Source organism: Ruegeria atlantica (genome assembly GCF_013032455.1).
Classification (GTDB): Bacteria; Pseudomonadota; Alphaproteobacteria; order Rhodobacterales; family Rhodobacteraceae; genus Ruegeria; species Ruegeria atlantica_B.
Map to the genome: position 1 here is coordinate 21,051 of NZ_WQCF01000010.1, position 13,823 is coordinate 34,873.

The 13,823-nt window shown below is 56.8% G+C and carries 7 protein-coding genes; 5 read left to right on the forward strand and 2 right to left on the reverse strand.

The annotated features are described in order from the left end of the window. Positions 1 to 53 precede the first annotated feature (53 nt). Both GOW93_RS16240 and GOW93_RS16245 read left to right on the forward strand, forming a co-directional pair. Positions 54 to 3,317, forward strand: a complete 3,264-nt coding sequence (locus GOW93_RS16240; protein WP_170386637.1) for an adenylate/guanylate cyclase domain-containing protein — start codon at positions 54 to 56, stop codon at positions 3,315 to 3,317. 16 nt (positions 3,318 to 3,333) lie between these two features. Continuing rightward, positions 3,334 to 4,497: a hypothetical protein gene (locus tag GOW93_RS16245; protein WP_170386639.1), complete on the forward strand. Its 1,164-nt coding sequence runs from the start codon at positions 3,334 to 3,336 to the stop codon at positions 4,495 to 4,497. On the opposite strand, the gene GOW93_RS16250 is transcribed toward GOW93_RS16245, so the two are convergent. Continuing rightward, positions 4,494 to 8,075 (reverse strand): flavoprotein, encoded by a 3,582-nt coding sequence (locus GOW93_RS16250; RefSeq protein WP_170386642.1) that lies wholly within the window; start codon positions 8,073 to 8,075, stop codon positions 4,494 to 4,496. The genes GOW93_RS16245 and GOW93_RS16250 overlap by 4 nt on opposite strands. A 427-nt stretch (positions 8,076 to 8,502) precedes the next feature. On the opposite strand from GOW93_RS16250, the gene GOW93_RS16255 reads away from it, so the two are divergent. Together GOW93_RS16255 and amaB are read left to right on the forward strand one after the other, a co-directional pair. After that, positions 8,503 to 9,609, forward strand: a complete 1,107-nt coding sequence (locus tag GOW93_RS16255; RefSeq protein ID WP_170386645.1) for a saccharopine dehydrogenase family protein — start codon at positions 8,503 to 8,505, stop codon at positions 9,607 to 9,609. Between the two features lie 18 nt (positions 9,610 to 9,627). Next, complete coding sequence (gene amaB / locus GOW93_RS16260) at positions 9,628 to 11,124, forward strand: L-piperidine-6-carboxylate dehydrogenase (protein WP_438826199.1); 1,497 nt, start codon at positions 9,628 to 9,630, stop codon at positions 11,122 to 11,124. Positions 11,125 to 11,160: 36 nt separating this feature from the next. Here the strand turns inward: amaB and GOW93_RS16265 are convergent, their stop codons facing one another. Then, positions 11,161 to 12,738, reverse strand: a complete 1,578-nt coding sequence (locus GOW93_RS16265) for a DUF5928 domain-containing protein (protein WP_170386650.1) — start codon at positions 12,736 to 12,738, stop codon at positions 11,161 to 11,163. A gap of 142 nt (positions 12,739 to 12,880) precedes the next feature. Between GOW93_RS16265 and GOW93_RS16270 the strand changes: the two genes are divergently transcribed. Continuing rightward, positions 12,881 to 13,699 carry a sulfotransferase family protein gene (locus tag GOW93_RS16270; RefSeq protein ID WP_170386653.1) on the forward strand — a complete coding sequence of 273 codons (819 nt, stop codon included), beginning with the start codon at positions 12,881 to 12,883 and terminating at the stop codon, positions 13,697 to 13,699. The last annotated feature ends 124 nt before the right edge of the window (positions 13,700 to 13,823 follow it).

A 13,823-nucleotide genomic window follows, 5' to 3' on the forward strand; every position in this document is an offset into this window, starting at 1 on the left:
CGGGTCTGTTGTGCTAGGACTGTTGCTGAAGTTGGGGGCTTCAGAGGGGCGACATGTCTCAGGATATAAGAGACTGGCTGAGCGTACTCGGACTATCTGACTACGCGCAAGCCTTTTTGGATAACAAAATTGATTTCGCTATTTTGCCCGATCTGACGGGCGAAGACCTGATCGAAATCGGAGTAACCGCTGTAGGCGACCGCCGCAGGCTGCTGCGCGCGATTGCCGAGCTTGAAACTGTCGAAGCTGTTCAACCCTATGAGCCCGAAACCCCTTTGGAACCTGCCAAACGGCAGGTCACGGTCATGTTCGCCGACCTCACCGGTTTTACGAAACTGACCAGTGAACTGGATGCCGAGGACATGCACGCGTTGTTGAACGCGTTTTTCGCCAAGGTCGACCATGTGGTCGAAAAGTTCGGTGGCCGCATCGACAAACATATCGGTGACGCCGTGATGGCGGTGTTCGGCGCGCCGATCTCTCATACCAATGACACCGAACGGGCGGCGCGGGCGGCGCTGGAAATCCACTCGGTGCTGCCCGGCCTGAACCCGCCGGTATCCTGCCATATCGGCATTGCCTCGGGGCAGGTGATTGCCAGCACGACGGGCAGCCAGGCGCACACGGAGTACACGGTGACCGGCGATGGCGTGAACCTGGCGTCGCGCATCACCGACATGGCGGTGCCTGGTGAAACTCTGGTGTCACACGACATTCAGCGTGCGTTAGGGCCGCTATTTGTTGGTGAGTCCATGGGTGAAAAGGCGATCAAGGGACTGACCGAACCCGTCGAGCTATGGCGGCTGGACCGCATGGCCCGCAACATCCGGTCTCGGCGGCACCGCTTTGTCGGGCGCGAACGGGAAATGTCGCTGTTCTCGGCCACGTTCGACAGGTGCCAGCAACATGGCAAGGGTGAAGTTCACATCATTCTGGGTGAGCCGGGGATCGGTAAGACGCACCTGTCCGAGCAGGTGGCCGAAATGGCTGCTGGGTTAGGTTACTCGATCCACAACGGCGTGGTCATGGATTTCGGTACGCGCGAGGGGCATTCGGCCATTCAATCCGTTGCCCGCAGCATTCTGGGGCTCGAGCCGATGGCTGATGCGGCCACCTGCGCCGAAATGGCGAAACAGGCGGTTGGAAAGGGCTGGGTCTCGCCCTCGAATGCGGCCCATCTGAACGCGCTGCTTGAGCTTGAACAGGACCCGGGTCTGGCCGAAGTATACGCGGTTATGGATAACGCAACGCGTTTGCGTGGACGACGTCAGGTGATTGACGAACTGATCGAGGCGCGCAGTCGCGAAGCGCCGATGCTAATCCAGATTGAAGATATTCACTGGGCGGCGCCCGAAATCCTGACCGCCTGCGCTCATATCGCCGCAACTACGCGCGATCTGCCTTGTGTGCTGCTGATGACCAGCCGGGTCGAAGGCGACCCGATCGACCGCGAATGGCAGATGAGCACCGATGGGGCGCTGATCTCAAAACTGGAGCTGGCTCCGATGGGCGACGAACAGGCCCGCAAGCTGGTCGAGGAGTTCACCGGCATTGATCCAGAGTTACTGGATGCCTGTGTGAAGCGCGCCGGAGGTAATCCGCTGTTCCTGGAACAGCTTCTGCGCAATATCGACGTGCTGAAACGGGAATCCGTTCCGGGCAGCATTCAAGGCATTGTGCAGTCGCGGCTGGACGCGCTGGACCGACCAAGCCGGTCGGCGATTCAGGCGGCATCTGTATTGGGGCAGAGGTTTTCACCCGATGTGTTGAACTTTTTACTGGGTGAGGGGCATCTGGATGTCTCGACCTTGATTCGAACGGCCCTGATCCGCGAGGCCGGTAGCGATCTGATGTTTGCTCACGCGCTGATCCGCGACGGGTCTTACGCAACGCTGGTGAAATCGGAACGTGCGCGGTTACACCGGCAGGCTGCGAAATGGTTTGAAGATCGCGACGCAACTCTGCGGGCACAACACCTTGATCGGGCCGGTGCCACCAATGCTGCGCAAGCCTATCTGGAAGCGGCCGAGAAACTGATCCAGGCTTTTCAGTTTGATGAGGCCAGCCCCCTGATCGAGCGGGCACTGGAATTGCCTGCTCCCTCTGGTGTGCGGTTTGGTTTGCTGTGTGCCCGTGGCGAAACCCATCGGTTGCAGGGTTTGTCAGATGACGCGCTCCGCGAGTTTAAGGAGGCTGCCGAGCTTGCCGATACAGATGAACAGATCAGCCGGGCGCATATCGGATTGGCGCAAGCCGCACGGCAGGCAAGTCTGTACAGCGAGGCGCTGGAAAGCCTTGATCAGGCTGAGGTCGCAGCAGAACGCAGCGGGTCAGAGCGTGACGTTGCACAGATCAATTACGTGCGGGGTAACATCTATTTCCCGCTGGGTCGGGTCGAAGATGCGCTGCGCAGCAACGAAAAGGCTCTGACACTGGCGCGCAAACTTGAATCGGCGCGGCTGGAGGTCGGGGCGCTGAGCGGGTTTGGCGATGCCAATTTCATGAACGCGACGATGCGCACGGCGGCCAAGTTCTACACACAGGCCGTGGAACGTGCCCGAGAAAAGGGTCTGGTCCGTGATCTGGCTGCGAACCTCCATAACCTCAGCGTAGCGCGCAGCTACACCGGCGATGTGGCGCAGGGGAAGCGGGACGCGGAGGAAGCCATCGAGGTTTCACAGAAATACTTCGCCTTTGTGCCGGAATGCGTGGCCCAGACTTGTCTGGGCGTGGCGCATACGTTTCTGGGGGAACTGGATCAGGCGCTGGAAACCTTTGCCATTTCCGCGGACATCGCCAACCGTGTGGGCGCCAAGCGACTTGAGGCGCAGGCTCTTGAGCATCTGGCCCGTACGCAGGTCTATGCCGGGCAACTGGATCAGGCCCGAAAAACTGGACGACACGCGGTTGAAATCGCACTGGAACATGGTCGGAATTTTGTGGGACCCAAAGCCTTGTCTGCATTGGCAATGGCCGAAACAGACCCGGACGTTCAGGACCGTCACCTGAAGCTGGGAATGCAGATCATTTCCGAAGGCTGCGTGGGCCATAGCCATCTGCATTTCTACCCCGATGCCATTGCCGTCATGTTAGGGCGGCAGGAATGGGACAGGGCCTCCGAATATGCAGAAGCTTTGGCCAAATTCACCGCGGATGAACCCCTGCTGATGGTCGATCTGTCCATTCAGCAGGCGCGGGTGCTGGCCGAATGTGGCGGCTGGGGCATACCCGTGATCGCGCATGAAGGGTTCGAGCAACTTGGCGCCCGGTTCCGCAAGATGGGAATCACGCAGACGTTGGTCGGGCGACTGGACTAGGCGGGTGAGGAGCAGAATGAGCATCGAAAAGAAGGTCTGGTGGATTTCGGGTGTCGTGACGCTGATCCTCGCCGTGCTGTTGTTCAATCTGTGGGTGGCGTTGAACCATTTCGAAGAGGATCCGACGCAACTGCCTGATCAGGCTGCGGTCGATGACTATCTGGCAAAGCTGGGCAATGTGCCTGAATATCAGGTGAAAACCGGTATTTTCATTAAATCCTTCAGCTTTACCGGCGCAAGCGACGTGTATGTCACCGGCTATGTCTGGCAGCATTACGAGGACGGCGCGCATGACGCGATCAAACCGGTCGACGGTGAGGTTGGGTTCATCCTGCCCGAAGCCGTGGACGCGGCGAACGGCGTGATCGAAGAGGCCTATCGCATAGATCAGGGTGGCTCGGAACTTATCGGCTGGTATTTCGAGCAAACCTTGCGCCAAAGCTTTGATTACACCAGTTATCCCTTTGACCACAAAACCGTCTGGGTCCGGTTCTGGCCCAGAGAATTTGAAGTGGCGGTCGCACTAATTCCCGATTTCAAATCCTATCCTGCCACCGGCCCAGATGACATTTTCGGTATCGACAACCGCATCGTCATGGGCACGTGGGAGCGTGAGAACACCTATTTCGATTATCGGCTGTCGGATTTGGGTACAACGCTGGGCATCCGCGACGCCGAATTCCAGACCAACCTGCCCGAACTGCATTACAACTTTGTCATCAAGCGCAATTTCGGAAATGCCTTCATCGTTCACATGATCCCGCTGATCGTGGTGACGATGCTGCTGTTTGGGGCGGTGATGACCGTCACCCGCCGCCCCGATCTGGTCGAACGGCATGATTTCAGCACCTCAAGCGTGATCGGCACCTGCTCGGTCCTGTTCTTCGTAATTCTGTTGGCGCATGTGCAGCTACGCGAAGGATTTGCCGGATCGCCTGTGATCTACATGGAATCGTTCTTTTTCCTGATGTATTTCTTGCTGCTTGCGGTGTCGGTGAACACATACCTGTTCGCCTCTGAGGCGGTGCCGTCGCTGCGCTTTGTTCACTATAAGGACAATCTGATCCCAAAAGCCGCGTTCTGGCCCTTTGTCCTGCTCTGCATGGTGGCGATCACGGCCTATAACCTAAGCCTCAAGGCTGATCCCGAAGATGAGACCGTGATCGAGGTGCAGAATTAGGTGGGCGGCTGAAACCCCGGCTTTGGTGTGCCTGTAGCCATGTCCAACGTGTATTCCGCGACGATTCCGGAGCTACCCTCCTCCCACTGATCCAGATATTTGGTGGGATGCGCGATCACGTAAGTGTAGGCTGGCTTCTTCACGCCGTCGATCAGCACGTTGATCCGCTTGCGGACATATACATTCTCGGGCGAGTTGGGACCGTGATAGCCTTCGAGCTTGTCCAGTTCCTTCATTCCCGTGGATGAGACACGATAGACCTCACCCCGAACCGGTGTGCCGCGACCCTTTTGGTCGACCAATGTGGCCATCCGGTGCAGGAATCCGCAATTGGGGTTGTCGCAATGGGGCTCGTGCGGAACGATCAGGGGCATCGGTTGGCGGGTTGTAGCCTCGCCCACAAAATCATCCAGCACTTCGGCATGGGCGTTGTGATTGGGGAAACCCCGCTTTAGCGAACCATAGGTAAAGTAAAGATAGGTTTTCTCACGATCCTCGATCAGGTCATCTTCGTCTTCTTCCTCGATCTCGGTCAGGGTATGGGTGTTCGCCCAATCCTCAAGCATCGCCCGAATTTCTTCCGAGACCTTGGCGTCTCTGGCGCTTTGCAGGAAGTGGATGCAGGAACTGGCGTCGATATCCTTGGCGCCCAGCAGGATGTTCACCATCTCGGCCGAATTGTTCATCACCGCCACATGCAGGCTGGTAAAGCCGTGATCGTTGGTGGCGTTGACATTAATACCCCGGTCGATCAGTGCTTGCGCGGCCTCAAGATCGGGCTTGCCTAGGTCCTGACCGTTTTCATGCAGCTCTCCTTCGCCGCCCGCCGCGTAATGCAGCAGCGTGTCGCCATTGCTGTCATCCACGATGTCGATCCCAGCCATGCCATTATCGATGGCCTGGAACACGCGGCTCCATTGGGCGAACTCGTCCGAGGCAGCGGCTTCCTGCGCCCATTTGCAGATATTATGTTCCTGATCGGCCAGTTCTTCAAAGGCTTCGTCCAGAACCTCCATGATTTGATCCGGGGTGGCCATCATACCGATCCCCATCATGCCGTTGGACAACCGCCCCTTGCGGGGGCCAACCAGATCAATGCCAAGATCGCGCAGTTTCTCGACATTGTTCTGGGTGGTGACGTTGTTCCACATATTCGTGTTGCACGCGGGGCAGAGGATCACCGGCTTGTTCCGGTATTGCCACGCCACAAAGACCGAGGTTAGCAGGTTGTCGGCGATCCCATTGGCGATCTTGCCCATCGTGTTGCAGGTCACCGGGGCAACGATCACGCAGTCGGCCCAATCGCACAGCGCAAGGTGTGAGGCGCGCAGGGGCATGCCGAATTCGATATACCGGAAGTTCCATTCATCATCGTCCCGGTAATAGTCATTGTGCGAGATGCATTTCTCGATACGTTCAGCGCCGAAATCGCGAAAGAACTTTTCGGCTGAGACTGATGGGATCAGTTTCACGTTGTGCCCAGCTGCTGTGATGCGTTCGACCAGTTCCGGCACTTTATCGGCGGCTGAAGACCCACAGGCACACAGCAATACGTTGCGCTTTTCGGTCGGGGCATCAGTCAGTCCACCCTTGGGATAGCCAAAGATGTTCTTGTCCAAGCTCGGGGATTCATGACGCAGCAAAACGGGAAGCCCGGCCTCGTGCACACGGTCCTGCAGACGACCTTCAAGGATCATATCGACAATGTCTTTGCGTCGGCCCAGACATTCGCCCTGGAAAAACAAGTAGGGGGCGGTTTCTTTGCCGGTCAGCACGTTCAGTTGCCGCCGCATCTTCATGACATTGGCACCGTGCCCTTCGATGTCGATCAACTTGACGCTGGTGATGCCGATATTCGCCAGAATACTGCGCAACATGTAGGACCACGGGTCCTCATCCGCGTAAAACAGCACAATCGGGTTGGTCGCGACGATCCGGGCCACGTCGGTGGGGTCTTCTGGGGGCTCATGCTCCTCGATCACCAGCATGGCGGGGTTCTCCAGATCGCGCAAACCGCGGAAGATATGCCCGCTTGGGGCCTGCCACACCTGCGAGGTTGCGGGGCTCATGTCCACCACGGTCACCAGATCGGAGTCTTCGTCGTAGGCGATACAGAGGCACCAGAACTCTTCCAGCAAGGCCGTTTCGCGATATACATTCTCGGGCGGACGAATGACTTCGAACCCAAGCACGCGGTTAAAGTCGATGTTGATCATCAGGTGGCAGTCATCATCGCTGTTCAGCAAGTGCAATTGATCACGAAACCATCGTTCGGGGGTTATCTCCTCGGGGTCAGGTCGCAAGGCGTAACTGTGGAAAGTGCTGCCCAGATGCACATGGGGTGTCTGGCTCAGATACCGTTGCGCAAGATTGTGCATTTCCTTTGCGGTGGATACGCGGCTGAGAGCGTCGGTGAGATTGGCCTGCGTTGCGATCAGCAGCTTGTCTTCGTCAACTTGTTCATCCCCAAGGATCGCAAGACTTTCAGCCAGCACTCCCAGCGAGTTCATGTTCGGGCTGGCCCGTCGGAACAGGTTGCGCCGTTTCTTGGGGTCTTTGGCCAGATACAGGGTGCTGTCCACATAATTGCAGTCCTGTTGCAGCGTTTGCAGGTTGGTCTTGACCGCCTCGCGCGCCGAAAACCGCAGAATGCCCCGTGACCGCATCGAGGTTCCGTCGCGGTCCGACATCCCAGCCCAAAGGCGATCAATCGTGGTGACCCACAGCTTGCCATATTTCTCGGGGTGTACATCCATCATATGCACCAAGCCGGTGCTGGGATTACATTTAGCGATGATGGCAAAGTGACCGCCGGGCATGGTTGGATTGCCGTGGGCGACACCAACCTGAAAATTCGCCACCAGAATGTCGTTGTCCCCGCCCAGACGGTTGGATTCGTCGATCGCCTCAAGCAGCAATTCGACAGAGGTCGTGGCTTCATCCATGAAGTAAGCCTGAACCTGTACCCGATCGCGCAGGCCCTGCGTGTGGATGAAGGTACAGGCGACGTCGTAAAGTTCACCCAGCGAAATGCCGTCATTGACCACGAAAGACGTGGGCAGGGCGCATTCGCGGAAGATGTCGTTGACCTCGCAGCTGAACCCCAGCGCCGACATGCTAAGCGCCGCCGCCGTCACGCTGCAGCAGTTGATGGGTTGCTGAAAGTTCTGAAGATGCACACTGACCAGATCGCCGAACAGGGTGGCGTAGCACCCTTCGCGAATCCTAGTCGGGATTTCGAACCACTGGTTACTGGAAAGGTAGGCCAGCTTTGTTCCGGGCGTGGCCAGCGCCTCGAGGCTGACGGGAATGTCGAAAATCTCAAGGTGTTCCTCGTAGAAATAGTCGCCCGTATCGGCCGTTGCTAAAACTGTTCCTTCTTGGCGCAACTGAACGACACCGCTGAGGACCACATACATGCCTTTCGATGGCAGAACTGTATCCTCGGCCACCTCGAAACACTCGAAATGTGGCTGGATATTCGAAGGATCATCTGCTGGTAGGATCTCGTGTATCAGCGCCCAGTCAGCCTTGGTGGGATCATAGGAAATGGTGTTTTCAATTGGATCTTTAGGCACGTCTGTTTCCCCCTGAACTTCAACGTTAATTTGGTCAAAGAACCAACGCTGAAATGTGTTGCAGGCGTCAGGCAATGTTCGGTCAAACTAATTTCCAAGACCGGCCCGACGGGGCATTCTGCGCTGGCCGGGCCGAACGGCCGCAGGAATTGGTGCGAACAAATTGGCCCAATTGATTGCACCGTATCGTATTCGGGCGCAAAAATCACCGATGGTCTTGTTTTGATTAAATGAGTTCCACGTCCCTTGTGATTTTGGGTAATGACCGTCGTGTCGAACATGCTTTGGTTGCCTCAAGGAGAGAATGCGACGACATGACGGATAGTTCGTCATAATGACGTAACTTCCCGCGTTTTCGTCAAGAATACCCCTGCAGATCGAACAGCCCACCCCTCATACTTTCCTTAAACGAAAGAGGAGGCGCGTTTTGAGCTGGAACATTTGTGTCATAGGCGCAGGCAAGATCGGTCAGATGATCGCCAGCCTGCTACAAGGATCGTCGAACTATTCGGTTACAGTGGCTGATCGCGATCTGGCGGCGTTGTCTGTGCTGAACAAGCAGGGGATCGCGACCCGGCAGATTGATGTGGGGGATGAGGCGCAGCTGACCCAGGGACTGGTTGGATTCGATGCTGTGATCTCGGCGGCTCCGTTCTTTCTGACACCGAAGATTGCCAAAGCCGCCAAGACGGCGGGCGCGCATTACTTTGACCTGACCGAAGATGTTGCGGCCACCAATGCCGTGCGTGAATTGGCCAAGGACAGTGATACTGCCTATATGCCGCAATGTGGTCTGGCACCGGGGTTCGTTGGCATTGCGGGTGCATCGCTGGCGGCTGAATTCGACGAATTGGACAGTCTGCATATGCGGGTAGGGGCATTGCCGCTCTACCCCACCAATGCGTTGAAATACAACCTGACTTGGTCCACGGACGGGCTGATCAATGAGTACTGCAACCCGTGCGATGCCATCGTGAACGGTGAGCGTGTGAAAACCGCGGCGTTGGAAGACTATGAGGTGCTGGGCCACGATGGCGTGGAGTACGAATGCTTCAACACGTCCGGCGGGCTGGGCACTTTGCCGGAAACGCTTGAGGGCAAGGCGCGGGCGGTGTCCTATCGCTCGATCCGCTATCCGGGCCATTGCGATATCCTGAAGCTGCTGCTCAAGGATCTGGGGCTGGAACGTCGTCGTGACCTGCTGAAGGACATCTTCGAAACGGCGCTGCCGCGTACTGATCAGGATGTTGTGCTGGTTTATTGTACCGCAAAGGGCATGATCGACGGTGCGCTGCGTGAGAAATCGCTGATCAATAAAAGCTTTGCGCGCACCATCAACGGACAGGTCTGGAGCGCCATTCAGGTCACCACCGCCGCGGGTGTTCTGGGTGTGGTCGATCTGATGCGCACCGGCGCGCTGCCCGCAAAAGGGTTCGTGCGGCAAGAACAGGTGAACCTGTCCGATTTCCTGAACACCGAATTTGGCCGGCTTTATCGCGCCGGTGACGTAACCGAACAGAACAAGGCGGCCTGAATTATGAAAGACATCGTTATGACAGCACAAACCACCCTCGCAAATCTGGACCTGACCGAGGCCGAATTGACGGGGGGAAGCCTGAAAGTGACCTCGCCCATCGACGGTTCTGTGTTGGCCGAAGTTCATGAGACGTCCGCCGCCGAGATGGAGACTGTCTTTGCCAACGCGAAAGCCGCGTTCAAGGCATGGCGCACCGTTCCCGCCCCGCGTCGGGGTGAGTTGATCCGCCTGCTGGGCGAAGAACTGCGCGCTGCCAAGGACGATCTGGGTGCGCTGGTCAGCTGGGAGGCAGGTAAGATCACGTCGGAAGGTTTGGGCGAAGTGCAGGAGATGATCGACATCTGCGACTTTGCCGTAGGCCTGTCGCGGCAGCTTTATGGCCTGACAATCGCCTCCGAACGTCCCGGCCACCGGATGATGGAGACCTGGCATCCAGCAGGTCCGGTCGGTGTGATCTCGGCCTTCAATTTCCCCGTCGCCGTCTGGTCGTGGAATGCGGCGCTGGCATTGGTCTGCGGCGATCCGGTGATCTGGAAACCATCCGAAAAAACCCCACTGACCGCGATGGCCTGCCAAAAGATCTTCGAACGCGCGCTGGCTCGGTTTGGCGACGCGCCCGATCACCTGTTGCAAACCCTGATCGGAGGTGCCGCGCTGGGCGAGGCGCTGGTGGCCAGCGAGGATGTGCCGGTGATCTCGGCCACAGGCTCGACACGCATGGGCCGCGCGGTAGCTCCCATCGTAGCGCAGCGGTTCGGCAAATGCATTCTGGAACTGGGCGGCAACAACGCGATGATCGTTGGCCCTTCGGCGGATCTGGAAATGGCAGTGCGGGCGATTGTGTTCTCGGCTGTGGGCACCGCTGGACAACGCTGCACCACGCTGCGCCGTCTGATCGTGCACAATTCGATCCGCGAAGAATTGGTGAGCCGTCTGAAAAAGGCCTATGCAGGTCTGCCCATCGGTAATCCACTGGTTGACGGAACATTGGTTGGCCCGCTGGTAGACGAGGCTTCGGGTGCAGCAATGGCCGCTTCGCTAGAGGCCGCCAAAGTCGAAGGCGGCACCGTGTTTGGTGGTAATCGCGTGACCGAGGGCGTCCCGGCAGGCGTGTATATGGAGCCCGCCATTGTTGAGATGCCCGACCAGACTGCGGTGGTGAAAACCGAAACCTTTGCCCCGATCCTTTACGTCATGGGCTATGACGATTTCGACGATGCGCTTGAGCTTCAGAACGACGTGCCGCAGGGCCTGTCGTCCTGCGTATTCACCCTGAATATGCGCGAAGCCGAGCAGTTCCTGACCGCAGCCGGATCTGATTGCGGCATCGCCAATGTCAATATTGGGCCGTCAGGGGCCGAAATCGGTGGCGCGTTTGGTGGTGAAAAGGAAACCGGAGGCGGGCGCGAAAGCGGCTCGGACGCGTGGAAAGCCTATATGCGCAGGCAGACCAACACGGTGAACTACTCTGACGAACTGCCGTTGGCCCAAGGCGTGAAGTTCGACATTTGATCGAACAACCCGGCGGCGCCCGATGGTGCCGCCGGATCAGTCCGCAAACAGGTAGTCCAGTTGCATGACGACCTGTGCAGTGTCGGGTGAGACGCCAAGAAATTCGGAAATGACGATTTCGTTCTCAGCCTTGGAGTTGCCTTCCCGGATACGCAGATACCCGTCGAGCCCGGCCCCCCGGATCAGTTCGGATTCGTAAGCCAGTGAGTTGCGCAGGGCGGGTACAAGCCGCGCAACGGTATCTGTCGGGCTGTTCTCACCGGCCAGTCCAACCCGGCGCGCGTGGCCGATCAGGTAGTCATCGGAATACTCGCAGTCGATCTCCAGCACATGGGCCTTGGCTTGGTCCGAGCAGAAATCCTGAATGATATCCAGATTGGCGGGATCCACGCAGATCACCAACCTGTCTGTCCGGAAATGATCGAACAACATCCGCACCACCGCGCGCCGGTGACGAGACCGTTTAAGCAGAGTCGTCTCAATCCCACCGAGATCGGGCAGCGGGGTTTCTTCTTCGTTGAACAGGTATTCGACACAGGGAATATCGGTTTCGGACACGATCTGATCGACCAATCGCTTGGCGACGTGCCATTTCTTACAGGCAATGATGAAAATCTCGCGTTCGGGACCAAGTGTATTGCCCGCTTCCCAGAACCGTTGCCCAAAGCGGCGACCGACACGCCCGCGCCCGGTCAGGAAACCATAAAGATTGCGACCCTCGTTCGAGATTTTAAACTCGACCCCTTCACTGGCATAGAGTTTGCCCAGACGTTCTTTCAACTCATGCGCTTCGGGGCTGATTTTGCGGGCAAACAGATAATCCTGCCCCAGTAGCATGTCGTAGTGATCGTTGTAGAACGTGACCGGCATCCCGTAATCCGAAAACATCAGGAAAGTAGGCGTGCGGTTCTCGATCTCAAGCTTCGGGATCAGGTGCCGGACAAGGGTTTGAAAGAACGTTTCGTCGGGGATCCATGTGGTCGAGAAAAAGCGTTTCACATCGGGGCGCTGTTGTAGGAAGTCGAGGATCATCTCGACCGTGCGGCGGCGCAGGCACCACCACTGACTGCCGATCATGACCTGAATATCCTTTGGTATGTCTCGTGTCAGGCCAAAGCGTTTCTGCAGGTCGTATGAGGCATAGAACAGTTTGCTCTGGGTGCGTTCGTTGAAGAAATGACGATAGATCAACCGATCTTCTTTCATCCCGGTCTTGATCCAGTTGCTGGCAAAGAAATCGTGGCTTTCGACGAAATCCTTGTCGTTCTGGTCCAGAAACCAATGGGCGTATTCGGCTGTCTTGATGGCCATACAGTCGCCAGACAGCATGTAGAAATGTGTGGCTCGTGGAAATGCGTCCACGGCGGCCTTCTGGGCGTTCAGCGTTGCCTGTACCAGAGACCATCCGCCCCATCCGCATTTGATACGTTTGGCCGCAAATGCCACATTGGGATTGTCTTTCAGAGCGGCGCGAATGCGGTCATAAGCCTCTGCATTGGCGCGCGCATCAAAGTGAATTGCCATACAGTCGCCTGCGGCGGTCAATTGCTCGGCCTGCGCGATGATCGCGTCAGGATCTTTATGGCACAATAGAATATAGGCAATTTTTGCCATTATGTTTCTTCGACATCCGTTTCTGCCTGATTCCAAACGTGATACTGAGGATGAGCGATTGAATAAACAGAATATTTTTGGTTCTGTGTGTGCAAAAGCGATTGTGTTTATTGAGTTCTGATCCGTTAAGGAGGCGCAGCATATGGGTTTTCCCGGCACATGGATGACCGAAAGTGAAAGCATGGTTTACCGTGTCGTGCCGAAATGCGCCTGTTCGACCATTGGGCAAATCATGTATTTTTCCGATCACGGGCAATTCTATGATGGCGATATCCACGATGCTCAGAATGGGATGCACAAATGGGCCTTTGGCGACAGCCAAGACCCGATTTCGGAAAATGTGCGTAACCACAGCTCTTATTCCTTCACCTGCGTGCGCAATCCCTACACCCGGATTCTGAGTTCGTTTTTTGACAAAATCTGCGGCATTCAGCGTAACGGTAAGCGTTATCGTGGTAACCTGGTGCCGACACTGATCTACAATTATGGGATCGAAGTAGGCGGAGATGACGGCAAAAGCGACTTTGACCAGATCGCCAGTTTCCGTCGGTTCCTGTTATTCTCCCGGGACACGATCCGGTGGCGCAGGCCGATGGACCCCGACATTCACTGGTCGGCAATGTCAGGCCACGTGTCCACCTTCATCGTGAATGGTGGGCGGTATGACCGCATCTTTTGGACCGAACAATTCAATGATGGGATGCAGGGTGTATTGGACAATCTGGACACACCGCATGCCGTGAACCTGTCAGAGATTCCTCGGTTCAACGAGTCCGAAGGCCATGGCCCCAAGCGCGCGCATCCGGTTGAGGATTACTTCGACGATCTGTCGATGCATTTGGTGTATGAAATTTACAAACAGGATTTTGATCTGTTCCGGTACGATTTCGAAAATCCTGCAAACAAGATGCCGATTGGCGAAATTGATCTGGACGAAGTTCACGCCAAGTTGGGTGACTGATCCGCAAGGCAGATACTCCCGCCCATCGTCAATGTCTCTGACGAGATATCTCCTCTGGTTGGGCCCGGCGCCGCGCAATGCGCGGCGCCGGGCTCAAGTTCAAACATAGTATCGGCGAAACCGA